Annotated in this window: 27 protein-coding genes; 24 read left to right on the top strand and 3 right to left on the bottom strand. The window is 39.4% G+C overall.

The features are described from left to right. The first annotated feature begins 161 nt into the window (after positions 1 to 161). A complete protein-coding gene (locus tag AC6H22_RS06235) occupies positions 162 to 284 on the top strand; it encodes a hypothetical protein (protein WP_268988368.1) in 123 nt (40 codons plus the stop codon). A 151-nt stretch (positions 285 to 435) separates the two neighbouring features. Here AC6H22_RS06235 and efp read toward each other — a convergent pair whose 3' ends face one another. Further along, positions 436 to 1,002, bottom strand: a complete 567-nt coding sequence (gene efp, locus AC6H22_RS06230; protein WP_005627049.1) for an elongation factor P — start codon at positions 1,000 to 1,002, stop codon at positions 436 to 438. A gap of 37 nt (positions 1,003 to 1,039) precedes the next feature. On the opposite strand from efp, the gene epmB reads away from it, so the two are divergent. From epmB to AC6H22_RS06180, 10 genes are all read left to right on the top strand, one after another. Beyond that, positions 1,040 to 2,056, top strand: coding sequence for an EF-P beta-lysylation protein EpmB (gene epmB / locus AC6H22_RS06225; protein WP_005627047.1), 1,017 nt, complete (start codon positions 1,040 to 1,042; stop codon positions 2,054 to 2,056). An 84-nt stretch (positions 2,057 to 2,140) separates the two neighbouring features. Beyond that, complete coding sequence (gene oapA, locus AC6H22_RS06220) at positions 2,141 to 3,508, top strand: opacity-associated protein OapA (protein WP_005627046.1); 1,368 nt, start codon at positions 2,141 to 2,143, stop codon at positions 3,506 to 3,508. Between the two features lie 47 nt (positions 3,509 to 3,555). After that, a complete protein-coding gene (locus AC6H22_RS06215) occupies positions 3,556 to 3,960 on the top strand; it encodes an Opacity-associated protein OapB (protein WP_118817202.1) in 405 nt (134 codons plus the stop codon). A 2-nt stretch (positions 3,961 to 3,962) separates the two neighbouring features. Then, positions 3,963 to 4,673 carry a DNA repair protein RecO gene (gene recO / locus AC6H22_RS06210; RefSeq protein WP_005627045.1) on the top strand — a complete coding sequence of 237 codons (711 nt, stop codon included), beginning with the start codon at positions 3,963 to 3,965 and terminating at the stop codon, positions 4,671 to 4,673. Next, entirely contained in the window at positions 4,673 to 5,989 is a 1,317-nt protein-coding gene (gene rlmD / locus AC6H22_RS06205) for a 23S rRNA (uracil(1939)-C(5))-methyltransferase RlmD (RefSeq protein WP_118817201.1), read from the top strand. The genes recO and rlmD overlap by 1 nt, the downstream gene beginning before the upstream one ends. A gap of 77 nt (positions 5,990 to 6,066) precedes the next feature. Further along, positions 6,067 to 8,298 carry a GTP diphosphokinase gene (relA, locus tag AC6H22_RS06200; RefSeq protein ID WP_118817200.1) on the top strand — a complete coding sequence of 744 codons (2,232 nt, stop codon included), beginning with the start codon at positions 6,067 to 6,069 and terminating at the stop codon, positions 8,296 to 8,298. Positions 8,299 to 8,312: 14 nt separating this feature from the next. After that, a complete protein-coding gene (locus tag AC6H22_RS06195) occupies positions 8,313 to 8,669 on the top strand; it encodes a diacylglycerol kinase (protein WP_118817199.1) in 357 nt (118 codons plus the stop codon). 82 nt (positions 8,670 to 8,751) lie between these two features. Continuing rightward, complete coding sequence (gene mog, locus AC6H22_RS06190; RefSeq protein WP_118817198.1) at positions 8,752 to 9,345, top strand: molybdopterin adenylyltransferase; 594 nt, start codon at positions 8,752 to 8,754, stop codon at positions 9,343 to 9,345. Between the two features lies 1 nt (position 9,346). Next, on the top strand, positions 9,347 to 9,685 hold the full coding sequence (gene glnB, locus AC6H22_RS06185) for a nitrogen regulatory protein P-II (RefSeq protein WP_005627040.1): 339 nt from the start codon (positions 9,347 to 9,349) through the stop codon (positions 9,683 to 9,685). Beyond that, positions 9,685 to 10,731, top strand: coding sequence for an AI-2E family transporter (locus AC6H22_RS06180; RefSeq protein WP_118817197.1), 1,047 nt, complete (start codon positions 9,685 to 9,687; stop codon positions 10,729 to 10,731). Before glnB ends, AC6H22_RS06180 begins: the two co-directional genes overlap by 1 nt. Before the next feature lie 38 nt (positions 10,732 to 10,769). Here AC6H22_RS06180 and priA read toward each other — a convergent pair whose 3' ends face one another. Beyond that, positions 10,770 to 12,962 (bottom strand): primosomal protein N', encoded by a 2,193-nt coding sequence (gene priA, locus AC6H22_RS06175; RefSeq protein ID WP_118817196.1) that lies wholly within the window; start codon positions 12,960 to 12,962, stop codon positions 10,770 to 10,772. A gap of 84 nt (positions 12,963 to 13,046) precedes the next feature. Between priA and trmB the strand changes: the two genes are divergently transcribed. The 10 genes from trmB to ftsN all read left to right on the top strand — a co-directional run bounded on the left by trmB (position 13,047) and on the right by ftsN (position 21,694). Next, positions 13,047 to 13,787 (top strand): tRNA (guanosine(46)-N7)-methyltransferase TrmB, encoded by a 741-nt coding sequence (gene trmB / locus AC6H22_RS06170; RefSeq protein WP_005627037.1) that lies wholly within the window; start codon positions 13,047 to 13,049, stop codon positions 13,785 to 13,787. Between the two features lie 117 nt (positions 13,788 to 13,904). After that, positions 13,905 to 14,249, top strand: coding sequence for a YggL family protein (locus AC6H22_RS06165; protein WP_005632159.1), 345 nt, complete (start codon positions 13,905 to 13,907; stop codon positions 14,247 to 14,249). Between the two features lie 214 nt (positions 14,250 to 14,463). Next, positions 14,464 to 14,994, top strand: a complete 531-nt coding sequence (napF, locus tag AC6H22_RS06160) for a ferredoxin-type protein NapF (protein WP_046952773.1) — start codon at positions 14,464 to 14,466, stop codon at positions 14,992 to 14,994. Further along, positions 14,987 to 15,268 (top strand): chaperone NapD, encoded by a 282-nt coding sequence (locus AC6H22_RS06155; RefSeq protein ID WP_046952772.1) that lies wholly within the window; start codon positions 14,987 to 14,989, stop codon positions 15,266 to 15,268. The genes napF and AC6H22_RS06155 overlap by 8 nt, the downstream gene beginning before the upstream one ends. A gap of 155 nt (positions 15,269 to 15,423) precedes the next feature. After that, positions 15,424 to 17,907, top strand: coding sequence for a nitrate reductase catalytic subunit NapA (gene napA / locus AC6H22_RS06150; protein WP_118817195.1), 2,484 nt, complete (start codon positions 15,424 to 15,426; stop codon positions 17,905 to 17,907). Positions 17,908 to 17,961: 54 nt separating this feature from the next. Then, complete coding sequence (gene napG, locus AC6H22_RS06145; RefSeq protein WP_118817194.1) at positions 17,962 to 18,801, top strand: ferredoxin-type protein NapG; 840 nt, start codon at positions 17,962 to 17,964, stop codon at positions 18,799 to 18,801. Then, the gene (napH, locus tag AC6H22_RS06140; protein ID WP_118817193.1) at positions 18,801 to 19,664 is read left to right on the top strand and encodes a quinol dehydrogenase ferredoxin subunit NapH; all 864 of its coding nucleotides are present in this window, start codon (positions 18,801 to 18,803) and stop codon (positions 19,662 to 19,664) included. Before napG ends, napH begins: the two co-directional genes overlap by 1 nt. Positions 19,665 to 19,669: 5 nt before the next feature. Further along, a complete protein-coding gene (locus AC6H22_RS06135; RefSeq protein ID WP_005636511.1) occupies positions 19,670 to 20,113 on the top strand; it encodes a nitrate reductase cytochrome c-type subunit in 444 nt (147 codons plus the stop codon). A 14-nt stretch (positions 20,114 to 20,127) separates the two neighbouring features. Continuing rightward, positions 20,128 to 20,730, top strand: coding sequence for a cytochrome c3 family protein (locus tag AC6H22_RS06130; RefSeq protein ID WP_005632140.1), 603 nt, complete (start codon positions 20,128 to 20,130; stop codon positions 20,728 to 20,730). Between the two features lie 175 nt (positions 20,731 to 20,905). Continuing rightward, positions 20,906 to 21,694 (top strand): cell division protein FtsN, encoded by a 789-nt coding sequence (gene ftsN, locus AC6H22_RS06125; protein ID WP_118817192.1) that lies wholly within the window; start codon positions 20,906 to 20,908, stop codon positions 21,692 to 21,694. A gap of 113 nt (positions 21,695 to 21,807) precedes the next feature. Here the strand turns inward: ftsN and proB are convergent, their stop codons facing one another. Next, positions 21,808 to 22,911 carry a glutamate 5-kinase gene (proB, locus tag AC6H22_RS06120; RefSeq protein ID WP_118817191.1) on the bottom strand — a complete coding sequence of 368 codons (1,104 nt, stop codon included), beginning with the start codon at positions 22,909 to 22,911 and terminating at the stop codon, positions 21,808 to 21,810. A gap of 101 nt (positions 22,912 to 23,012) precedes the next feature. Between proB and folA the strand changes: the two genes are divergently transcribed. The 3 genes from folA to AC6H22_RS06105 all read left to right on the top strand — a co-directional run bounded on the left by folA (position 23,013) and on the right by AC6H22_RS06105 (position 26,392). Then, positions 23,013 to 23,495: a type 3 dihydrofolate reductase gene (gene folA, locus AC6H22_RS06115; RefSeq protein ID WP_118817190.1), complete on the top strand. Its 483-nt coding sequence runs from the start codon at positions 23,013 to 23,015 to the stop codon at positions 23,493 to 23,495. A 182-nt stretch (positions 23,496 to 23,677) separates the two neighbouring features. Further along, positions 23,678 to 24,850, top strand: coding sequence for an EmrA/EmrK family multidrug efflux transporter periplasmic adaptor subunit (locus AC6H22_RS06110; protein WP_118817189.1), 1,173 nt, complete (start codon positions 23,678 to 23,680; stop codon positions 24,848 to 24,850). A gap of 9 nt (positions 24,851 to 24,859) precedes the next feature. Further along, on the top strand, positions 24,860 to 26,392 hold the full coding sequence (locus AC6H22_RS06105) for a DHA2 family efflux MFS transporter permease subunit (protein ID WP_118817188.1): 1,533 nt from the start codon (positions 24,860 to 24,862) through the stop codon (positions 26,390 to 26,392). Positions 26,393 to 26,436: the final 44 nt, after the last annotated feature.

Raw genomic sequence — 26,436 nt, 5'->3', positions numbered from 1 at the left:
TTATTTTAGTTATAAGTTGAGTGCATCACTTTCTTCCTTTAGGGCTTGAGTTGCTACTTTTATATCATTTGCTTGAGTTATGGCTGTGATTACAGCGACACCATCCGTGAGTTTCGTTATGAAGGTACATCTCACAAATAGATATCTTATTTTAAATTCTAGTGGCATTAGAACTTAAATTGATGGTACAAGCGCATCCAAGTTTATCTAAAAATATTCATTTAAATGATATGATGACAGAATTAAATAGTCTTTATGAAAGTGATGATGGAATGATTTGGTAATGAATAAACCTACTGAGATATAGTTTGAATGTAAAAAATGCCTTTCCTATTTATGAACGGAAAGGCATTTTTATCGCATGAATTGTAGTGCTTTTTATTACTGCGACATAATATATCGCAGAAATTAACCGCACTTTTGTCATCTAAACAATTATTTTACGCGAGATACGTATTCGCCAGAACGAGTATCTACTTTGATTACTTCACCGATTTGAACGAAAAGAGGCACTTTTACTACTGCGCCAGTGCTTAATGTTGCTGGTTTACCGCCAGTACCTGCTGTATCGCCTTTAAGACCTGGGTCTGTATCGACGATTTCTAATTCAACAAAGTTTGGTGGAGTAACAGTAATTGGCGCACCATTCCATAAAGTCACGATACAATCTGCTTGGTCTAATAACCATTTTTCTGAATCACCTACAGCTTTTGCATCAGCAGAGTATTGTTCAAATGTTTCTGGGTGCATGAAATACCAGAATGCATCGTCTTTGTATGAATAAGTTAAGTTAAGATCCATAACATCAGCAGCTTCGACCGAAGTACCAGATTTGAAGTTTACGTCTAATACTTTGCCTGAAATTAATTTACGAATACGAGTACGGGTGAAGGCTTGACCTTTACCTGGTTTTACGAATTCATTTTCAACGATTACGCAAGGTTCACCGTCTTGCATAAATTTTAGACCTGGTTTGAAATCACTGGTAGTATATGTAGCCATATTTTTAATATCCTAAAAATTAGAGATGGTTTGAAAAGTGCGTATTTTAACCCAAGAACCCGTCATTAGAGAAGAACAAAATTGGCTCACAATTCTAAAAAATGCGATTTCAGATCCTAAATTATTGCTAAAAGCCTTAAATTTACCAGAAGATGATTTTGAGCAATCTATTGCTGCGCGGAAACTTTTTTCGCTTCGCGTACCACAACCTTTTATTGATAAAATAGAAAAAGGTAATCCGCAAGATCCCCTTTTCTTGCAAGTGATGTGTTCTGATCTAGAGTTTGTACAAGCCGAAGGATTTAGTACGGATCCCTTAGAAGAAAAAAATGCCAATGCGGTGCCGAATATTCTGCATAAATATCAAAACCGTTTGCTCTTTATGGCGAAGGGTGGTTGTGCGGTGAATTGTCGTTATTGCTTCCGCCGACATTTTCCTTACGACGAAAACCCAGGAAATAAAAAAAGCTGGCAACTGGCATTAGATTACATTGCGGTGCATCCTGAAATTGAAGAAGTGATTTTTTCAGGTGGCGATCCTTTAATGGCGAAAGATCATGAGTTAGCGTGGTTAATAAAACATTTGGAAAACATACCGCACTTACAGCGTTTGCGTATTCATACTCGTTTGCCTGTCGTGATTCCGCAACGGATTACTGATGAATTTTGTACCTTATTAGCAGAAACTCGTTTGCAAACTGTTATGGTGACACACATTAATCACCCAAATGAAATTGACCAAGTTTTTGCTCATGCGATGCAAAAATTAAAAGCCGTGAATGTCACGCTTTTGAATCAATCCGTTTTGCTAAAAGGTGTGAATGATGATGCACAAATTCTAAAAATATTGAGCGATAAACTTTTTCAAACAGGAATTTTGCCTTATTACTTGCATTTGCTAGATAAAGTGCAAGGAGCGAGCCATTTTCTGATTAGTGATATCGAGGCTATGCAAATTTATAAAACTTTGCAATCTCTTACATCTGGCTATCTTGTTCCCAAACTCGCACGAGAAATTGCCGGCGAACCAAATAAAACTTTATACGCGGAATAAGATCCGATAAAATATCGCGTAATTTTTTCGCCGCACTTCCGCGGCTAATTAACATGAATAACAACAAGTATCAGGAGTAATCCAGTGGATTCTATGAATAAAAATCAAAATGAACAATCATCTCAAGATGAATTAGATTTAGGTCTTAATCAAGTTGAACCAATTACACCAAAGAAAGTGGTGCAACCTAGCGAGTCAATTTTTGATAAAGCAAAAGGTTTATTTGCTAAAAAAGATCATGTAGAAACAAATTTTCATGAGCGTAAAGAACCCACTTTTGGGCATACTTCTGCTCAAGAAAGCGCGCCTTTTATTTCTAGCGAAACATTGAGAACAGAACAAGAGCCTGTTATTCAGATTGTATCTGCAGAAGAGACAATATCTGCTGTTGAAGAGGAAATTAAAACTGAAACTATTGCCGAAGAAACTGTTGAGCAAGCGGAAAAACGTACTTTAAGCCAACCAGAAAAATGGAAAGTGTTGCAAGTATTACCAACAAAACATCGCCGTTTATTTATGGCTATTTTGGCGTTGGTCATTTTATTAATTATTTTCTTTGCATTAAAACCAAGTTCTGACACCGTTGAGTCTTTCACTCAATCTAACAGCAATGAAATCCCAGTGCAGTTCCAATCTTTAGATCAAAATCAACCAGTTGAAACCACGATTTTAGATAATCCTCCTGCACAAAATCAGATGGCGGCAGAGCAAGCTAACCAACCTGAAAATGCGCCAAAAGCAGATGAATCGGCTAATAGTGCGACCGCTCAAAATCAACCTGCAGAAAACGTAGCTGAGCCACAAAACATGGTTGCGTCACAAAATATGGCTCAAGCTCCAGTTCAAACCTCAAATACAATGGATTCAGCTTCAGCTAAACCTATGCAAGCAGCTCAACCTGAGCAATCACAAACTCAAGCTCAACAAGCTCAAGTGGAACAGCCAAAAGCGCCAACTGTTGTAGCACCAGTTCCACCGGTGAAAAAAGTAGTAGAACAACAAGTTGCGCATAAAGATATCGCAAAAAAAGAAGTGAAGGTTGCTGAAAAAGCACATGTACCAGCAAAAGCAACTGAACAAACCGTCGCTAAAACAGCAGGAAAAGCACCAATTGTTGAAGCCAAACCGGTTCAAGTTAAAAAAGAAGCTAAAGTTCAAATTGTTGATGCAAAACCTGCAACAAAATCCGCTGCACCAACTACATCGGCGAAAACATTAACTGTGCCTAAAGGCGTTTCTCTTATGCAAGTATTCCGTGACAATCAACTTAATATTTCGGATGTTAATGCAATGAGTAAAGCAGCTGGAACGGGCAATGTTTTAAGTAGCTTTAAACCGGGTGATAAAGTTGCGGTATCCGTAAACAGTCAAGGGCGAGTAAATGAAATGCGTTTATCTAACGGTACGCGATTTGTTCGTCAGTCTGATGGTTCTTATGAATATAAAAAATAATTTTTAGGGCGAGCAATCGCCCATTTTTCTTTTGCAAGTAGGATTCTATGTTTAAAAAAATGTTTCTAATTTTAACCGCACTTTGCTTGAGCGGTTGTGCTCAAAATGGTTTACCAAAGAAGCCAGAGCCGCAAAAGATGCAGGTGGAAAAAGTAGATAAAGCTTTGCAAAAAGGTGAGGCTAAAGTTTATTTGTGTAAAGATGATAAGCAAGTTCGTGTGGTTCATTCCACCCAAAAAAAACGTAAAAAATCATTGCATCACATTACGGTGACTTTCAATTCTATGTCAGAAAAATTGACATTAATGATTTCTGAGCGCGGTAAAAATTACGGCAATATTCGTTGGGCGTGGCAAGAGCGCGATGATTTCAGTGTGCTAAAAACTAATTTAGGTGAAGTTTTAGCAGAACAATGTGTATTACAACCCGTAGAGCGTTTATCCGGTAATTAATTGTGCAAACCGAACTCCAGCGAGGCTTTATTCTTCATCGTCGCCCTTATAGTGAAACGAGTCTTTTAGTCGATTTGTTTACTGAAGAAAGTGGTCGCCTAACCGTGATCGCCAAGGGCGCACGAGCAAAGCGTTCATCTTGGAAGTCGGTTTTGCAACCTTTCACACCTTTATTGTTGCGTTGGACGGGAAAAAGTTCATTGAAAACCCTTACTAAAGCTGAACCCGCCGCAATTACACTTCCTTTACAACAAACCGCACTTTATAGCGGTTTTTATGTGAATGAGTTATTGACTCGTGTCATTGAGCCTGAAACGCCGAATCTTTCGCTGTTTCAACATTATTTAAAATGCTTAACGGGCTTAGCAACAGAAACCAACGTTGAGCCAACTTTACGTCTTTTTGAATTTCAACTTTTACAAATTCTCGGTTACGGCGTGGATTTTCTGCATTGTGCAGGATCTGGCGAGCCAGTGGATTTCTCAATGACATATCGTTATCGTGAGGAAAAAGGTTTCATTGCATCCTTAGTGAAAGATAATCTCACCTTTTATGGAAGAGATTTGTTAGCCTTTGAAGCCCTTGATTTTTCCGATGAGGCGGTACGTCAAGCGGCAAAACGTTTTACTCGTATTGCACTGAAACCTTATCTTGGCGATAAACCGCTAAAAAGCCGAGAATTATTCACTCAAAATATTTTACTTCTAAAATAATGGTTCTTCTTTATACCCCAAAGCAAAAAACAAAAAATGTTCAAACCATTACGGCTGATATTCTTGATTTAGATTATCAAGGTTTAGGCGTAGCGAAAATTAATGGTAAAACTTGGTTTATTGAAAATGCACTTCCGCACGAAAAAGTGGAATGTCGTATTCTGGAGGATAAATGCCAATATGGGCATGCTACGGCAAAAAAATGGCTAATAAAAAGTCCTGAACGTTTAGCACCAAAATGTGTTCATTTTATGCGTTGTGGTGGTTGCCAAGGGCAACATATTCCTATTGAAATGCAGAGAAAAGCGAAAGAATCTGCATTGTTTAAACGATTAAGTAAATTACAGTCAGAGCCGATTTCATTTCAACCTATGATTTGTGGCGATGCTTGGGCATATCGTCGTCGTGTGCGTTTGAGTTTATGGTTTAACCCAAACACAAAACAAATCGACATGGGCTTTCGTCAGAAAAATACCAATGATTTAGTTACCGTTCAATCTTGTGAAGTGGCAGAACCTGCAATTAATTATTTACTGCCTAAATTAACCGCACTTTTAGAACAATTCTCTGCACCAAAACAGCTTGGGCATATTGAACTTGTGGCGGCCGATAATGGCGTCGCAATGTTGTTACGTTATACCAAAAACCTTTCGGAAATTGACCGCACTTTATTGCTTAAATTTGCTGAACAAGAAAAGTTAATGCTGTTTTTACAAAGTGATGAAGGCATTGAACAAAACTATGGCGATGCACCTTATTATCAATTTTCTGATGGCATAAAATTACATTTTGATATTCGTGATTTTATCCAAGTAAATCGTTCATTAAATGAACGCATGGTCAATACAGCCTTGGATTGGCTTGAATTGAACCAACAGGATTGCGTGTTAGATTTATTTTGCGGCATGGGAAATTTTACGCTTCCTCTCGCCAAACGCGTGAAAAGTGCGGTAGGAATTGAAGGCGTTTTTGATATGGTACAAAAAGCGGCGCAAAATGCCGCAAGAAACCAAATCAAGAATATTGAATTTTTCCAAGCGGATCTTGACCAATCCTTTATTGAACAACCTTGGGCTCGTCAGTCGTTCAATAAAATTTTGCTTGATCCTCCACGCAGTGGTGCAGCTTTCGCGTTAAATGCGTTGTGCGAGTTGAAAGCAGAGAAAATTTTATATGTGTCTTGTAATCCCGCAACATTAGTACGTGATGCGGAAATTTTACGTGATTTTGGCTACAAGATTGAAAAAAGTGCGGTGATAGATATGTTCCCTCATACGGGGCATTTGGAATCGATAACGTTATTCACTACAAAATAACTCGGTTATTCGGTACAATATCCACCCAAAATAAAAGCGACAGGAAGTTGCTTGCTCTTCATCAACAAGGGGGTGTTATGGTTGCTGTTCGTGGTTCTCATTTGTTAAATCCGCAGGATTTTGTGATTGAACAATGGTGTGCAGGCTTAAAACTGGCAGAACAAACAGAAAAAAGTTTGATCGATGCGTGGTATTACGCACATGACTTAATGAGCACCCATCCCGATGAAATGAAGAATGCTACCTTGATGCTCCAATCTGGCGTGGAAATGGTAGAAATTTTGCACGAACTTAATATGGATGCGGAAACATTACTGACTGCAATGTTGTTTCCTATCGTTGCAAATAAATTAACCGATTGGGAAAGCCTAAAAGAAAAATTTGGTGCGAAAATCACTAAATTACTTAAAGGTGTGTTGGAGATGGATAACATCCGTCAACTTAATGCTAGTCACTCAGCTAATGCCTTACAAGTAGATAATGTTCGCCGTATGTTGTTGGCGATGGTGGACGATTTCCGCTGTGTAATCATTAAACTTGCCGAACGTATTACTTTCTTGCGTGATGCAGAGCATCGTTGCGCAGAGGAAGACAAAGTCCTTGCTGCCAAAGAATGTTCTAATATTTATGCTCCTCTTGCCAATCGTCTTGGGATTGGTCAGTTGAAATGGGAGTTAGAGGATTACTGCTTCCGTTATCTCCATCCTGAACAATATCGCGCTATTGCTAAATTATTGCAGGAACGTCGTCTTGATCGTGAACATTACATTGCTGATTTCGTAACTGAGTTGAGCGGTTATTTACGTGAAAATATCGAGCAAGTGGAAGTCTATGGTCGTCCGAAACATATTTATAGCATTTGGCGCAAAATGCAGAAAAAGCATCTTGAGTTTAGCGGTTTATATGATGTAAGAGCGGTCAGAATTATCGTGCAAAAATTACAAGATTGTTATACCGCACTAGGGATTGTTCATACTCAATTTAAACACTTACCCAAAGAATTTGACGATTATGTTGCGAACCCGAAACCGAACGGTTATCAATCTATTCATACTGTTGTTTTAGGTAAAGGCGGCAAGCCAATTGAAGTGCAAATTCGAACCCAACAAATGCATGATGATGCAGAGTTAGGTGTGGCGGCTCACTGGAAATATAAAGAAGGCAATACAGGCAGCATGTCTGCTTACGAAGAAAAAATTGCATGGTTGCGCAAATTGTTAGCTTGGCAAGATGATATTACGGATTCTGGCGAGGTGATGGCAGAGTTGCGTAGCCAAGTGTTTGACGATCGTGTATATGTGTTTACGCCAAAAGGAGAAGTGGTGGATTTGCCAACAGGCTCAACACCATTAGATTTTGCTTATGCAATTCATAGTGAAATTGGTCATCGCTGCATCGGAGCAAAAGTAGCTGGACGTATTGTGCCATTCACCTATCAGCTACAAATGGGTGATCAAATCGATATTATTACTCAGAAAAATCCGAACCCGAGCCGTGACTGGCTAAACCCAAATTTAGGATTTACTCACACTGCAAAATCTCGAGCCAAAATTCAAGCGTGGTTTAAAAAACAAGATCGTGATAAAAATATTCCAGCGGGTAAAGAATTACTCGATAATGAATTAGCGCGTTTAAATTTAAATATTAAGCAAGTGGAACCTTATGCGTTACCACGCTATAACTTGAAAAATTTGGACGATCTTTATGCGGGCATTGGCAGCGGAGATATTCGTTTAAATAACTTAATCAATTTCTTGCAAAGTAAATTGATTAAAGTGACTGCTGAAGAGGCTGACCAAGAAATTTTACGCCATGTTGCGAACAAAAGTGCGGTAAATTCTCAGCAGAAATCTGAGAAAAAAAATGGCTATGTGATTGTGGAAGGTGTGGGCAATCTTATGCATCATATTGCACGTTGCTGCCAGCCTATTCCTGGTGATGCGATTGTTGGTTATATCACAATGGGGCGTGGTATTTCTATTCACCGAGCGGATTGTGAACAATTCTTAGATTTGCAAGCGGCCCATCCAGAACGCGTGGTGGAATCAATTTGGGGCGAAAATTACGCAAGTGGTTTCCATATTAATATCCGTATTGTGGCAGGCGATCGCAATGGTTTATTGCGGGATATTACGACGGTTCTGGCAAATGAAAAAATTAGCGTGTTAGGAGTGTCAAGCCGTGCTGATACCAAAAAACAGCTTGCTACCATTGATATGGAAATTGAACTCCATAATGTTGAAAGTTTAAGTAAAATATTGGCTCGATTAGCAAAATTAGATGATGTTATCGAAGCGAAACGTTTATAAAAATAGGAAAATTTATGTATAAAACGACGGGGCTAACCCATTTAATCAATTCCACTAAATATTCATTACAAGGCTTAAAAAGTGCGTTTAAAAATGAAACGGCCTTTCGCCACGAATGTTTTTTAGCCTGCATTTTAATTCCTCTTGCTTTCTTTTTAGGAGAAACAAAAATTGAAATTATCTTGATGATTTCTTCTGTTTTGTTTGTGATGGCGTTAGAACTTTTAAACAGTGCGGTGGAAGCTGTAGTTGATCGCATTGGTACAGAGCGCCATGAACTTTCAGGGCGTGCGAAAGATCAAGGTTCTGCATCTGTATTTATTGCCCTTTGTATTGTCGGTATCGTTTGGGGCGGGATTTTATTCTTCTAGTCCTCCAAAAGTGCGGTAAGTTTTTACCGCATTTTTGATTTATTCAATCACATCAAAATCATTTATAAAAATAAGGAAAAATATGACCGCACTTTTAAAAATTGGTCTGGTGTCTGTTTCAGATCGCGCATCAGCAGGCGTATATCAAGATCAAGGTATTCCAGAATTACAGGCTTGGTTAGAACAAGCGCTTGTCTATCCTTTCCATTTGGAAACAAGATTAATCCCCGATGAGCAGCCAGTTATTGAACAAACATTAAAAGAGCTGGTGGATGAACAAGGTTGCCATTTAGTGCTGACAACCGGTGGGACAGGGCCAGCAAAACGCGATGTAACGCCTGATGCTACTCTTGCAGTCTCTGATCGAGAAATGCCAGGTTTTGGCGAACAAATGCGCCAAGTTAGTTTGCATTTTGTGCCTACCGCAATTTTATCGCGCCAAGTGGGGGTGATTCGTAAGGAAAGCCTGATTTTAAATCTTCCGGGACAGCCTAAAGCGATTAAAGAAACCTTGGAAGGCGTGAAAGATAAAGAGGGAAATGTGCTTGTAAAAGGCATTTTCAGCGCGGTGCCTTATTGTTTGCAACTGATTAACGGCTTATATATTGATACCAAGCCTGAAATCATTGAAAGTTTCCGTCCTAAATCTGCAAGACGTGAAAATCTGGAGAAATAGCATGAAAAAAATCGAAGCAATGATTAAACCGTTTAAATTAGACGATGTGCGCGAAAGTCTTTCAGATATTGGTATTTCAGGTATGACAATCACGGAAGTACGCGGATTTGGTCGCCAAAAAGGTCATACAGAACTTTATCGTGGTGCGGAATATATGGTGGATTTTCTGCCGAAAGTGAAATTGGAAGTGGTAGTTCCCGATGAGCTTGTGGATCAATGTATTGAAGCTATTATTGAAACGGCACAAACAGGCAAAATCGGTGACGGAAAAATTTTTGTTTATAATGTTGAGCGAGCGATCCGCATTCGCACGGGCGAAGAAAACGAGGATGCGATTTAGTGCAAAATAATTTAAATTTACACCGCACTTTGCTTGGCATTGCTTCGGTGATTATTATCTTAGCTGGCGTAAAATTGGCGGCAGAAATCGTGGTGCCATTCTTACTATCGCTATTTATCGCGATAATTTGCTCGCCGATGATTAAGGCAATGACGCAACGCCGAATTCCTCATTGGTTAGCCATTACTTTGCTTTTCGTCTTGATTTCTTTGGTGTTTTTCTTCTTAGTCGGGCTGATTAACAGCACTGCAAGAGAATTTACTCAATCCATTCCACAATATAAAGTTTTGCTTTCACAACGCGTGAGTGATTTAACTGGATTGTTGCAACGTTTCAATCTGCCTTTTACGCTTTCACGTGAAACCATCCAAGAAAATTTTGACCCAAGCATCATTATGAATTTTGTGAGCCGAGTATTGCTGAATTTTTCTGGTGTGGTGAGTAATATGTTTGTTTTGGTATTAGTCGTGATTTTTATGCTTGCTGAAGCACCAACGATGAAACATAAATTTGCTATGGTGATTAGTTCCACCCCTCATGATGCAGCCAAAGAAGAACGCCATATTGATCGCGTTTTACAAGGCGTAATTGGTTATCTCGGCATCAAAAGTATCACCAGCTTACTTACTGGCATTGGTATTTTTATTTTATTGGAAGCCTGTGGGGTTCAATATGCCATTTTGTGGGCAACCTTAAGTTTCTTGCTGAATTATATTCCCAATATTGGTTCTATCATTGCGGCTATTCCGATTATTGTTCAAGCCTTATTACTGAACGGTTTTGGAATTGGCTTTGGCGTGGCAATCGGTGTTATTGCAATCAATATGGTTGTCGGTAACATTATTGAGCCTAAAATGATGGGCGAGCGATTAGGGCTTTCAACCTTAGTGGTGTTCCTTTCATTATTGTTTTGGGGATGGTTACTGGGAACAGTGGGAATGCTGCTGTCTGTTCCTCTGACGATGGCATTAAAAATTGCCTTGGAGTCCAGTCACAATACGGCGAAATATGCCTGTCTATTGGGTGATGTCGAAGATTTCAAATAGATTTTATAGAGAAAGTGCGGTGAAATTCACCGCATTTTTTATGATAAGTCTTGCGGATCAACATCCAAAATTAACCGCACTTGGCTGTTTTTTTCAAGTTCGGCTTGTTGATATTCTCTCAATGCTTTTTGCAACGTCATTCTTGACGGATGTTGCAATAATAACTGCCAGCGATATTGCCCCGCTTTTTTGCTGAACGGCGCAGGCATTGGACCAAGCATTTGTAATCCTGTAATTTGCTTTGATTGAAAAAAATCTGCAATCTGGCTTAAGCAATTTTCTGCAAGATCAGAATGTCGAGCCTGTGCTTTGAATAACGCCTGAAAAGTGAAAGGCGGCAATCCTATTGAATGACGTAATTGTAAGGTTTCTTTTGCAAAAGCTTGGTAGCCATTCGCTAATAACGTGGTAAGCAAAGGGTGATCAGGATAATGTGTTTGTAGCACCACCTCACCTTGTTTATCGGCACGTCCAGCTCGACCAGCAACTTGAATATAAAGTTGAGCTAAACGTTCTTCTGCACGAAAATCCAGTGAAAATAATGCACTATCTACATTCACTAAGGCAACGAGAGTAACATTCGGAAAATGATGTCCTTTCGCCAGCATTTGTGTGCCAATCAAAATTTGGCTTTTGCCTTGTTGAATATCTTCTAAATAACCTTCCAATTTCCCTTTACGCGCAGTGCTATCGCGGTCGATTCGAGCCACAGAATAATTAGGAAATAGCGTTTTCAAGGTTTCTTCTAATTGTTCTGTGCCGAGACCTGTAGTGACTAAATGAGTCGAGCCACAATCACCACATTGTCGAGGAATTGTTTTTTGAGCACCACAATGATGACAACGCAATACATTTTGATGCTGATGATAGGTATAAGGTTTTTCACAATGCGGGCATTGTGCGATCCAACCACATTCATGGCAAAGCAATACGGGCGCAAAGCCACGACGATTTAAGAAAAGCAACACTTGATTGCCTTTTTCGAGGTGAGCTTTCATCCGTTCTAATAAGGGTTTTGAAAGCCCGTTTTGTATGTTTTGATTTTTCAAATCAACAACGAAATGACGAAGTGCGGTAGAATTCCCCGCTCTTTTTGATAAAACTAAATGTTGGTATTTGCCGTTTTGTACATTATTAATACTTTCTAAACTTGGCGTGGCGGAGCCCATTAATACGGCAATATTTAGTTTTTGAGCCAGTACAATCGCCAAGTCTCGCGCGTGATAACGCCAACTGTCTTGCTGTTTGTAAGACGCGTCGTGTTCTTCGTCCAAAATAATTGCACCAAGATTAGAAAATTGCGTGAACAATGCCGATCTCGTGCCAATCACAATGGCACTTTGTCCAGAGCGGGCGCGATCCCATACATAAAGCCGTTGCGTATCGGTTAAATTAGAATGAAGAACATCAATTTCTACGTTGAAACGCGCTTTGAAACGTTGCACCGTTTGTGGTGTTAACCCGATTTCGGGTACAAGCACTAATACTTGCTTACCCGATTTTAAAATTTCTTCAATATACTGCAGATAAATTTCTGTTTTTCCAGAACCAGTCACTCCATCGAGCAGCCATACGTTGAAACCAGAATGAAAGATCAATTGACTAAATGCCAAGGCTTGCTGCTTATTTAAGGTTAAACGATTTTCAGCATTGACAATTGGGTTATCGCCTAAGCTTTGTTGCCAGCTTAGGGGCTTTGTTTGGACAGTAATTTCCTCAATAAACCCTTTGGCTTTTAAGGCTGACCAAATCGCAGAGGAAAAATCATTATTGCCTTTTTCAAGATCGGTTTCAGATAAGCATTGTAGGGCTTCAACTTGCTTTTTCGAGCGTTTTAACAGGCCTTGTTCAAGCGCATTTTTCCCCGCATCCGTAATTCGCCAAAAAGTGCGGTCATTTTTCACCGCACTTTCGCCGTTACGCAATTTCACAGGCAAGGCTTGAAATAACACATCGCCTAATCCCGCTTGATAATAATTTGCTGCCCAATGCAGCCAATCCCAATAAACGGGGGTAAAGAGTGGTGCTAAATCCAATGGTTGAAGAATGGCTTTGAGCTTATCCTCAGGCACGTCCGATTTTGTCGGAAAACCAGCCACAATCGCTACGCGTTTTTGCGTACCAAAAGGCACAAGAACGCGCATGCCGATTTGTAATAAAACATCATCGGGGACGAGATAATCAAATAAGTGAAGAAGCGGCACAGCCAGTGCCACTCGAACAATTTTCATAATCAACCTTGGGAAAAAATTTGCCCTATTATACGAGAAAAACGTGTATAATCGCCGCCAATTTTTTTCACGAATAAGATTTTTATGACACAAACTTTTGCTGATCAAAAACGTAAAACCGTTGAAACCGCAGAATTTACCGAAGATGGCCGCTATAAACGCAAAGTCCGTAGTTTTGTGCTCCGCACAGGTCGTTTGAGCGAATTTCAGAAAAACATGATGAATGATAACTGGGGAACACTTGGTTTAGATTATCAAACGGAACCTTTTGATTTTGCGAAGATTTATGGTAACGATAATCCAGTTGTATTAGAAATTGGCTTTGGAATGGGAAAATCGCTTGTGGATATGGCTTTTGCTAATCCTGACAAAAATTACCTTGGCATTGAAGTTCATACTCCTGGCGTTGGTGCTTGTATTGCTTATGCAGTGGAAAAAGGCGTAACGAATTTACGTGTGATTTGTCATGATGCCACGGAAATTTTACGTGACAGTATCGCAGATGGTGCGCTTGGCGGTTTGCAGCTATTTTTCCCAGATCCTTGGCATAAAGCAAAACATCATAAACGTCGTATTGTTCAACCACACTTTGTGGCACAAGTTGTGCAAAAATTAGCTGAAAATGGTTTTATCCATATGGCGACAGACTGGGAAAATTATGCTGAGCAAATGCTAGAAGTATTAAGTGCAAACACAGATTTAGTGAACACTTCGAAAAATGGTGATTATATTCCAAGACCAGATTTTAGACCTTTAACTAAATTTGAAGCCAGAGGTCACAGACTTGGTCATGGTGTTTGGGATTTATACTTTGTGAAGAAATAAGCCTATTTTGGGCAAATTAACTTTTGGGTGAAGATTGATGTTGGAGAAATCCGATGCCAAATTCACGAATTTAATATAGAATACTGATATGAATACGACCTTAATAGGAGAAATACCATGTCTAAATCTTACAATCAACGTCAACGCAAAAAACTTCACCTTGCTGAATTCCAAGAACTTGGTTTTCTTGTAAATTTCCAGTTTGCAGAAGGTACTGCGATTGAAACTGTAGATGAAATCGTTGATCGTTTTATTAACGAAGTGATTCAACCAAATGGTCTAGCTTACGAAGGTAGCGGGTATTTACATTGGGAAGGTTTAGTTTGCCTAGAAAAAATTGGTAAATGTGATGAAAGCCACCGTGAAACTGTGAAAAAATGGTTAGAAACAAATGGTTTGCAACAAATTGAAGTAAGCGAATTATTTGATATTTGGTGGGAATATCCAGCAAAAGCAGAGTAATTTGATTTAAAAACAGCATGGCATAAATCGCGGTGCTGTTTTATTAAAAATATTAGCGAAATTCACCACGCTTTAGATTTTTTGATCTATCACAAATAAAGCTCAATAATTTAACGATCTACCCATTTTAGGTAGTTTATATTGTAGCTGTTGCGTCGCATAATTCTACACCTTAAAAAAGCATTTGTTTATTTATTCACAAAAGGCACGCTCGATGACCGTTGAAAACTTACCCCGCAGACAGTTTTTACGAGGTAAATTCTTAACGTCTTTACATTCAGAAAATGAGCAAAAACAAGGCTTTGATGGAATTCGCCCACCTTGGGCTATGGAAAATTCTATTTTTGTGGAGCAATGTACTCGCTGTGGCGATTGTCTTTCTGTTTGTGAAACCAATATTTTGGTGAAAGGCGATGGAGGCTTTCCAGAAGTTCGTTTTGATAATGGCGAATGTACTTTTTGTGGAAAATGCGTAGATGTGTGTAAACAACCTATTTTTCATTCTCGTGATGAAAAACCTTGGTTACACAAAATCGAAATTGGCATGGCTTGTTTAAGCCAACATCGCATTGAGTGCCGTTCTTGCCAAGACAGTTGCCCGATGAGAGCAATTAGTTTTCGTCTGCAAATGGGTGGAGTGGCGCAGCCTTTAGTGAATACGGATGTTTGTAACGGCTGTGGGGCTTGTTTACAGGGGTGTCTGGTGAATGCGATTAAAATTAGTTATCTAAAACAAAATGAGTAATACAAATTTATCTCTGGAAAGCGCAAAAGATTGGCATGTTGTTGGGCTAATTGTTCAAGGTAATCCGGAAAAATTTGCGGCAATTCGAACCGCACTTTTAGCGATTGAGCATACTGAAATTCCAACTTTTGATGAAAAATTTGGAAAGATGGTCGTAGTGATGCAATCGCATGATCAACATATTCTGCTAGATAATATGGAAAGCGTGAAAGACATTGATGGTGTTATTAATGTGTCATTGGTGTATCACGAGCAAGACGAGCAGAAGAAATAAATTACTATAACAATACCTTTATTCTCTTGTAAGCAAGGGAAATACTTAAAAGATAAAGGAAAAGTTTTTTCTCTTATCGTAAGGCTAATGCCTTATAGGTGTGTAAAAAAGTTTACATTTAATAATAAATCAGTGTTTAACGTGGGGGAAACGCGATGAGTTTAAGTCGTCGAGACTTTATGAAAGCCAACGCAGCTGTAGCTGCGGCAACGGCTGCGGGGCTAACCATCCCAGTCAAAAATGTGGTTGCGGCTGAATCCGAAATTAAATGGGACAAAGCAGTATGTCGTTTCTGTGGTACCGGTTGTGCAGTATTAGTGGGTACTAAAGATGGACGTGTTGTGGCATCTCAAGGCGATCCAGATGCAGAAGTAAACCGTGGTTTAAACTGTATTAAAGGTTACTTCTTACCGAAAATTATGTACGGTAAAGACCGTGTAACTCAGCCACTTTTACGTATGACAAACGGAAAATTTGATAAGAACGGCGATTTTACGCCTGTTTCTTGGGATTTTGCGTTCAAAACAATGGCTGAAAAATTCAAAGAAGCTTTCAAAAAGAACGGTCAAAATGCAGTAGGTATGTTCAGTTCTGGTCAGTCTACCATTTGGGAAGGCTACGCGAAGAACAAACTTTGGAAAGCAGGTTTCCGTTCTAACAACGTAGACCCGAATGCACGTCACTGTATGGCATCGGCGGCAGTTGCGTTTATGCGTACCTTCGGTATGGATGAACCTATGGGTTGTTATAACGACATTGAACATGCAGATGCTTTCGTTCTTTGGGGCTCAAATATGGCGGAAATGCACCCAATTTTGTGGTCTCGTATTACTGATCGCCGTATTTCTAATCCTGATGTTCGTGTAACTGTACTTTCTACTTACGAGCATCGTAGTTTCGAACTTGCTGATCACGGTTTGGTATTTACACCACAAACCGATTTGGCGATCATGAACTACATCATCAATTATTTAATTCAGAACAATGCTGTAAACCACGATTTTGTGAACAAACACACTAAATTCAAACGTGGTGAAACCAATATTGGTTACGGTTTACGTCCTGAAAATCCATTAGAAAAAGATACTAACCGTAAAACTGCGGGCAAAATGTATGATTCTTCTTTCGAAGAATTAAAACAAATTGTGTCTGAATATACACTTGAAAAAGTATCTGAAATGTCTGGTGTGGATAAGACTCAACTTGAAACTTTAGCAAAACTTTATGCTGATCCAAGCAAAAAAGTGGTGTCTTTCTGGACAATGGGCTTCAACCAACACACTCGTGGTGTGTGGGCAAACCAACTAATTTATAATATCCACTTATTAACTGGGAAAATCTCACTTCCAGGTTGTGGACCATTCTCATTAACAGGTCAACCTTCTGCTTGTGGCACAGCGCGTGAAGTTGGTTCATTCCCTCATCGTTTACCGGCAGACTTAGTGGTAACTAATCCTAAACACCGTGAAACAGCGGAACGTATTTGGAAATTACCAAAAGGTACGGTTTCTGAAAAAGTTGGTTTGGACACAATTGCACAAGATCGTGCAATGAACGATGGTAAAATGAATGTGCTATGGCAAATGTGTAACAACAATATGCAAGCTGGTCCAAACATTAATCAAGATCGTTTACCAGGCTGGCGTAAAGAAGGCAACTTCGTTGTTGTATCCGATCCTTATCCAACTGTATCCGCACTTTCTGCTGACTTAATTCTTCCAACTGCAATGTGGGTAGAAAAAGAAGGTGCTTACGGTAATGCGGAACGTCGTACTCAATTTTGGCGTCAACAAGTAAAAGCGCCAGGTGAATCAAAATCAGACTTATGGCAATTAATGGAGTTTGCAAAATACTTCACGACTGATGAAATGTGGACAGAAGAATTACTTGCACAAATGCCTGAATATAGAGGTAAAACTTTATATGATGTTCTCTTCAAAAATGGTCAAGTAGATAAATTCCCATTAAGCGAACTTGCTGAAGGTCAATTAAACGACGAATCAGAACACTTCGGTTACTATGTACACAAAGGTTTATTCGAAGAATATGCTGAATTTGGTCGCGGTCATGGTCATGACTTGGCTCCATTTGACATGTATCACAAAGCGCGTGGTTTACGCTGGCCAGTTGTCGAAGGTAAAGAAACCTTATGGCGTTATCGTGAAGGCTACGATCCATTCGTTAAAGAAGGTGAAGGTGTGGCATTCTACGGTTATCCAGACAAGAAAGCGATTATTCTTGCAGTGCCTTATGAGCCAGCAGCTGAGTCTCCAGATAAAGAATATGACTTGTGGTTATCTACTGGTCGTGTTCTAGAGCATTGGCATACTGGTACTATGACTCGTCGTGTGCCTGAATTACATCGTGCTATGCCGAACAACCTTGTTTGGATGCACCCATTGGATGCTGAAGCTCGTGGTTTACGCCATGGCGATAAAATTAAGATTTCATCCCGTCGAGGTGAAATGATTTCTTACTTAGATACTCGCGGACGTAATAAACCGCCTCGTGGCTTAGTATTCACCACTTTCTTTGATGCTGGTCAGCTGGCAAATAACTTAACGTTAGATGCGACAGACCCTATCTCAAAAGAAACCGACTTCAAAAAATGTGCGGTAAAAGTGGAAAAGGCTGCGTAAAAATCATGTAAAAACCAACCGCACTTTATTTTACCTTATCAATAAAAGAGGAAGATGAAAGTGCGGTTAAAATCTAAAAAGAAAATGAAGAAACCAGCAGTCAATCCTGAACGTAGAAAATTTCTCAAAGAAGCAACCCGTACTGCGGGTGGTTTAGCTGGCGTTGGGATTTTGTTGGGATTGCAGCAAAATCAAAGCCTTGCTCGTGAAGGTGTGCCATTACGCCCGCCGTTTGCTTTGCAAGATACGAAAGCGTTTTCTGCCGCTTGTATTCGTTGTGGACAATGTGTTCAAGCCTGTCCTTATGATATGCTTCATTTAGCATCTTTATTATCGCCAGTAGAAGCGGGAACACCGTATTTTATTGCGCGTGATAAACCTTGCGAAATGTGCCCTGACATTCCTTGTGCTCATGCTTGTCCAACTGGCGCGCTTGATCGAAATGCGACAAATATTAATGAGTCGCGTATGGGGCTATCAGTACTGTTAGACCACGAAACTTGCTTGAACTGGCAAGGATTACGTTGTGATGTTTGTTATCGGGTTTGTCCATTAATCGATAAAGCGATTACATTGGAAAAACAACATAATCAACGTTCTGATAAGCATGCGTTATTTATTCCAACAGTACATTCTGATGCCTGTACCGGATGTGGGAAATGTGAGCAAGCTTGTGTGTTAGAAGAAGCTGCGATTAAGGTTTTACCAATGGATCTTGCAAAAGGTATGTTAGGTAAACATTATCGTTTGGGCTGGGAAGAAAAAGCGAAAGCTGGCCATTCTCTTGCGCCTAAAGATATGATTTCGTTACCGACTCGCACGCCAGAAGGAACCACTGTAATTCCTGAACCGGCGGAACCCGTGCTTGCACCTATTTTAGGGAGTGGCAAATAATGGCAAATACACCCAAATTTGCAGGTAAAGAGTCGCGAGAAAAATGGGGCTGGTGGTATGCAAACCGCTTTTTGTTTTGGCGTCGACTAAGCCAATTTAGTATTCTTACGATGTTTTTAAGTGGTCCTTATTTTGGCGTGTGGATTTTAAAAGGCAATTATAGTGGAAGCTTATTGCTTGATACTATTCCATTAAGCGACCCTTTAATTACAGCAGAAAGCTTGGCTGCAAGACATTTACCTGATGCTCTCACCTTGATTGGTGCAGCAATTATTGTGTTATTTTACGCAGTGCTTGGTAGTAAAGTATTTTGTGGTTGGGTATGTCCGCTAAATGTTGTGACTGACTGTGCAGCATGGCTACGCCGTAAGTTAGGCATTCGCCAAACGGCGAAAATTTCGCGCGGTTTACGTTATGGTATCCTTGCGCTTATTTTGCTAGGCAGTTGCGTAAGCGGAATGTTGCTTTGGGAGTGGGTTAATCCAGTGGCTGCACTTGGCCGTGCCTTTATATTTGGCTTTGGTGCCACAGGCTGGCTATTGCTTGTTATTTTTCTTTTTGATTTATTGATTGCAGAACATGGTTGGTGTGGACACCTTTGCCCAATTGGTGCTGCTTATGGTGTGATTGGTGCAAAAAGTTTAATCCGTATCAAAGTGATTGATCGTGCAAAATGCGATAATTGTATGGATTGTTACAATGTTTGTCCCGAAGCCCAAGTGTTACGTTCACCTTTACATGGAAAAAAAGACGAAAGCCTACTTGTGCTTTCCAAAGATTGCATCAGCTGCGGACGTTGTATTGACGTTTGCGCTGAAAAAGTTTTTAAATTTTCGACCAGATTCGATCATTCAGGGGAGTGATTAATATGACTAAACAGGTATCTAAAATTTTAGCGGGATTATTTACCGCGCTTTTTGCTGGCTCACTAATGGCATCTGATGCACCAGCAGTGGGAAAAGATTTAACTCAAGCGGCAGAAAATATTGCTCCAGCATTTCATAATGCACCGCGTCAAGGTGAATTACCAGCATTAAACTATGTAAACCAACCTCCAATGGTTCCACATAGTGTTGCAAATTATCAAGTGACAAAAAATGCGAACCAATGTTTAAATTGCCACAGTCCAGAAAATTCTCGTTTGAGTGGTGCAACTCGAATCAGCCCAACTCACTTTATGGATCGTGATGGTAAAGTGGGGTCAAGCTCATCACCACGTCGTTATTTCTGTTTACAATGTCACGTTTCTCAATCAAACGTAGATCCAATTGTTCCAAATGATTTCAAACCGATGAAAGGTTACGGAAACTAATTTAAGAGGTCTATATGTCTGAGAAAAAACCAAATATCTTAAAGCGTTTCTGGCAATGGTTTAGAAAACCAAGCCGTATGGCGATAGGTACAATTATTATCTTATCAGCTATTGGTGGTATTCTTTCTTGGGTTGGTTTTAACTATGGTCTAGAGAAAACTAACACTGAGCAGTTCTGTGCGAGTTGTCATACTCAAGATGCTTATCCAGAATATTTGCATAGCGTGCATTATCAAACTCGTACAGGTGTAGGCGCAAGTTGTCCAGATTGCCATGTGCCGCATGAATTTGGCGCTAAAATGAAACGTAAAATTGTTGCGGCGAAAGAGGTATTTGCTCACTATACTGGAAAAGTGGATACCTTAGAAAAATTCAACGCACATCGTTTAGAAATGGCTGAAAACGAATGGGCTCGAATGAAAGCTAACGATTCTAAAGAATGCCGTAACTGTCATAAAGTAGATCGTATGAACTTTAACGATCAACGTTCTGTGGCTGCACGTATGCATGAAAAAATGAAGACTGAAGGTAAAACTTGTATCGACTGTCACAAAGGTATTGCACACCAACTACCAGATATGAGTGGCGTTGAGTCAGGATTCAAAGACGAGAAATAATTTTCTCAAAATATTGTGAAAAAATACCGCGCTTATCTAATAAGTGCGGTATTTTTATTTTGTGTTTATACAAGATAATCTATTGATGTTAGTCTTTATTTAAAGCCTATTTTTCAGTAAACTTAGCAAGTTTTGTTGAATTATTAAAATATTACTTAAAATTTAGGAATTTATTGTGGCTCACCGAGATTTTGCCGCACGTCGCGGTTCAAATAATAAGAAAAAAACAAAAAAGAATAAGAATATTCTGATTATCCTCGCTTTAGTCATTGTGTTGGCTTTTGGCGTAGGGCTTTATTTGTTGAAAAATAAAAATAGCGAAGCTGTAGTGCAACAGGCTGCGACACAACAAGAAAAAACGCAACCTAAAAGTGTCTTACCTAATCGCCCAGAGGAAGTTTGGAGTTATATCAAAGCATTAGAAACTCGAACTGTTCCTGTTGATAATAAACCTACAAGCGTAGAGCAAAATATGCGCTTAACCGAAGAACAACGCCAAGTTCTAGTGCAAATGGAAAAAGAACAACAAGCTGCGGAGGAAGCTCGTAAATTAGCGGAGCAACAACGTGCGGTAGAAACGGCGAAAGATCAACAAGTTCAAGCTACGCCAAAAATAGAGCAAGAGAAAAAGCCTGAAGCAGTAAAAACAGAAATTGTAAAATCTGAACCGGTTAAAAAACAAGAACTGCCAAAAATTGAGACGGCTAAAAAAATTGAGCAACCTAAAACTGCAGATAATCCGAATGGTGGTAAAAAATTTGGTTTGCAATGTGGCGCTTTCAAAAATAGAGCGCAAGCTGAAAATTTGCAAGGACGTTTATCAATGAGTGGGTTAAATGCACAAGTTCAAGTTAATGGTGAATGGAACCGTGTTCGTGTAGGTGGCTTCGCTAGCCGAGATGCAGCAGTGCAAGCGCAAAGTAAAGCCAAAAGTGTGGCAGATTGCGTTGTGATTGGTATATAATGCTAATCTAACATTGTTGAGTTATCTTGATACGTAAAATCTCAATCATTGAAATAAAAAAATCCCAACTAAAAGTGCGGTGCAATTAGTTGGGATTTTTTTATTAAGGATTATTACAAAATAATCATATCATCACGATGCATTGCCACCGCACCGTATTCATAGCCTAAAACATTTTCAATGTCTGCTGATTTTCGGCCCCTAATTAATTGTAAGGCATCGCTGTTATAGCGTGGCATACCTAGCGCAATGTCTTTACCCGATTGAGTGCGTATTTTGACTACTTCACCACGCGAAAAACGTCCTTCCACGTTAACAATGCCAGCGGGTAATAAGGATTTATTTTGTTCAAGAATGGCGTTTTGGGCCCCTTCATCAACAGTGATGATGCCTGCAGATGGCGCAGCGAAAAGCCATTGTTTGCGACTTTCTAATCGATCAGATTGATGGGCAATAAATTTTGTACCAATATTTTGTTCATAAGCAAGATCAGCGATCACATTTGGGCGATTACCTGGTGCAATAATTGTTTCAATTCCAGAGCGAGTTGCAACATCGGCAGCAATGATTTTTGTCATCATTCCTCCAGTGCCAAGATTAGTCCCACTGCCACCTGCGATTGAGCGAATGTGCTCCGTGATTTGTTCTACAACTGGAATTAATTTTGCTCCAGGATTTTTACGCGGATCACTATCAAATAAACCTTGTTGATCAGTCAATAAATAAAGTTGTTCCGCTTGAACAAGAATAGCGACTAATGCAGATAAATTGTCATTATCGCCAACTTTAATTTCTGCGGTCGCCACCGCATCATTTTCATTAATTACAGGAATTATGTGATTATCTAAAAGTGCGTGTAAAGTATCTCGCGCATTTAAAAAACGTTCACGATCTTCAATATCGGCACGAGTTAATAAAAGTTGTCCGATATGAATATCATAAATAGCAAATAATTTTTCCCAAGCCTGAATTAATTGGCTCTGGCCAACCGCTGCAAGCAGTTGCTTTGATGCAATAGTAGGGGGTAATTGAGGATGATTCAGATAATGGCGACCCGCTGCAATAGCGCCAGAAGTAACGATCACTATACGAAATCCATCATTATGCAATTGCGCAATTTGACGAACGATTTCCATCATGTGCGGTGAATTCAGTTTTGGCGACCCCTGTGTTAGGGTACTTGTACCAAATTTCACTACGATTGTTTTTTTATTCATAGTCGTTTCCAAATTTCTTAAAATTGGCATTAACGTTATCACTAAATCAATGAAAAATCACCTAATATCAGGTATAGTAACAGCAAATTTTAGGGGGATTTATGACATTTAGTTTAATTGTGGCGACGACATTAAATAGCGTGATTGGTAAAGATAACCAAATGCCTTGGCACTTGCCTGCAGATTTAGCGTGGTTTCGTCAGAACACCACTGGCAAACCTGTTATCATGGGACGTAAAACGTTTGAAAGTATTGGTCGCCCGCTACCTAAACGCATTAATATTGTACTTTCTCGTCAGCCCTTTGAACGAGAAGGCGTGGTATGGAAAGATAGCCTTGAAAGTGCGGTCGATTTTGTCAGAGATTTTGATGAAATTATGTTGATTGGTGGGGGAGAGTTATTCAAACAATATTTGCCACAAGCAGATAAGTTATACCTTACTCAAATTCAGGCAGAACTAGATGGTGATACTTTTTTCCCTCAAGTGAATTGGGATGAGTGGGAAATTGAATTTGACGAATATCGTAAGGCGGATGAACAAAATCACTATGATTGTCGATTTTTGATTCTTACACGAAAATAAATCAAATTAATGAGACTATATTTTTAGAGCATTGATTAATCTAGAAAATAAAGAGATGATGATTTCCCTTGAGTTCCCCTTTTTAAAGTTTCATAATGACCCTTCATTTTTATTTTTGATAGTTTTAAAGGTTATCTCAAATATCTCATTTTTAAACATTATCCCAACTTAGGGAAGGCATTATGACGCAAACTGCAACTGAAACCCCATCAACTAAATCTGTATCAAATAAAACTAACCGTAAAAAAGGCTTAAGCATTTTTATTCTTCTCCTGATTATTATTGGTATTGCTTGTGCTTTGTATTGGTTTTTCTTCTTGAAAGATTTTGAAGAAACAGAAGATGCTTATGTGGGTGGAAATCAAGTGATGGTGTCATCACAAGTTGCGGGCAATGTAGCGAAGATTAATGCTGACAATATGGATAAAGTCCATGCAGGTGATATTCTAGTTGAATTGGATGATACGAATGCAAAACTTAGTTTTGAACAGGCCAAAAGCAATCTCGCCAATGCTGTACGTCAGGTAGAACAACTCGGTTTCACTGTGCAACAATTGCAATCAGCTGTGCACGCCAATGAAATTTCTTTAGCTCAAGCACAAGGCAATTTGGCACGCCGAGTTCAACTTGAAAAAATGGGTGCAATTGATAAAGAATCTTTCCAACATGCAAAAGAAGCCGTTGAGCTTTCCAAAGCAAATTTAAATTCTTCTAGAAATCAATTAGCGGCCAATCAGGCTTTATTGAGTAACGTTCCATTACGTCAACAACCGCAAATACAGAATGCAATGAGCTCACTCAAACAGGCTTGGTTGAATTTACAACGTACAAAAATTAGAAGTCCAATTGATGGCTATGTGGCACGTCGTAATGCTCAAGTTGGACAAGCCGTTTCAGTGGGTGGCGCGTTAATGGCGGTGGTATCTAATGAACAAATGTGGCTAGAAGCTAACTTCAAAGAAACCCAATTAACGAATATGCGCATTGGCCAGCCGGTGAAAATTCATTTTGATTTATACGGTAAAAATAAAGAATTTGATGGCGTGATAAATGGTATTGAAATGGGGACTGGCAATGCGTTTTCTCTTTTGCCTTCACAAAATGCTACAGGTAACTGGATTAAAGTGGTGCAACGTGTACCTGTGCGAATTAAATTAGATCCACAACAATTTGCTGAAACCCCATTACGAATTGGTCTTTCTGCAACGGCAAAAGTAAGAATTGCAGATTCATCTGGTCCAATGTTGCGAGAAAAATCAGAACCGAAAACTTTATTTGCTACTGATACACTTAAATATGATGAAAGTGCGGTAGAAGATTTGATTGAATCTATCATTCAGCAAAACAGCCATTAAGGCGGCGTTATGGACAATTCCGCAAAAAAATTCCCGCCTATTCAAGGTGGTGCCCTGATTTTATTAACGCTGGCTTTATCTCTCGCCACCTTTATGCAGGTATTAGATTCTACGATAGCAAATGTGGCGATTCCTACTATTGCGGGCGATCTTGGCGCATCTTTTAGTCAAGGTACGTGGGTAATTACTTCTTTTGGGGTTGCAAATGCGATTTCTATTCCAATAACAGGTTGGTTAGCAAAACGTTTTGGCGAAGTGCGGTTATTTTTAGTCTCAACTTTTTTATTCGTTGTTTCTTCTTGGCTTTGTGGGATTGCAGATAATCTTGAGGCTTTAATTATTTTTCGCGTCATTCAAGGCGCTGTAGCAGGCCCTGTGATTCCTCTTTCGCAAAGTTTATTATTGAATAATTACCCGCCAGAAAAACGTGGAATGGCATTGGCATTTTGGTCAATGACTATTGTGGTTGCGCCTATTTTTGGTCCAATTTTAGGCGGATGGATTAGTGATAATATCCACTGGGGATGGATTTTCTTTATTAATGTTCCGATTGGTTTATTAGTTGTGCTAATCAGCTGGAAGATTTTGGGTAGCCGAGAAAGTGAAATTGTTCATCAACCCATTGATAAAGTCGGTTTAGTTTTACTTGTCTTAGGCGTGGGATGTTTGCAATTAATGCTTGATCAGGGGCGTGAGCAAGATTGGTTTAATTCTAATGAAATCATTATATTAGCTGTTGTTGCTGTTGTTTGTCTGATTGCTTTGGTTATTTGGGAATTGACAGATGATAATCCTGTAGTAGATATTTCGCTTTTCCATTCTCGTAATTTTAGCGTAGGGTGTTTATGCACCAGTTTAGCCTTTTTGATTTATTTAGGTTCTGTGGTATTAATTCCGCTCTTGCTACAACAAGTCTTCCATTACACCGCGACGTGGGCTGGGCTTGCGGCTTCCCCAGTTGGATTATTCCCAATTTTGCTTTCACCGATTATTGGGCGTTTCGGTTATAAGATCGATATGCGAATTTTAGTGACGATAAGTTTTATTGTATATGCAATAACATTTTATTGGCGAGCGGTGACTTTCGAGCCATCAATGACCTTTGCTGATGTGGCTTTACCACAATTAGTGCAAGGTTTGGCCGTGGCCTGTTTCTTTATGCCGCTTACCACAATAACGCTGTCTGGCTTGCCTGCGCATAGAATGGCTTCTGCATCTAGCTTATTTAACTTCTTGAGAACTTTAGCGGGTTCTGTAGGGACATCTTTAACCACATTTATTTGGTATAACCGTGAAGCTGTTCACCATACTCAATTAACAGAACACATTAATCCTTATAACCCAATTTCCCAAAGTTTTTACCATCAAATGAATCAATTTGGTTTAAGTGATGCCCAAACTTCAGCTTACCTCGCTCAACAAATAACATCGCAAGGATTTATTATTGGCGCAAATGAGATATTTTGGTTATCAGCTATGGGATTCTTAGGATTGTTTATTGTGATTTGGTTTGCAAAACCACCTTTTGGCGGGCGGCATTAGTAGCGTATTATTTAAAATATAAATGATTTAATCTCAAAATTTAT

The organism is Haemophilus sp. THUN1690 (genome assembly GCF_059704375.1).
The sequence above is the reverse complement of the archived record's forward strand: the minus strand, read 5'-3'. Positions and strand labels throughout refer to the sequence as shown.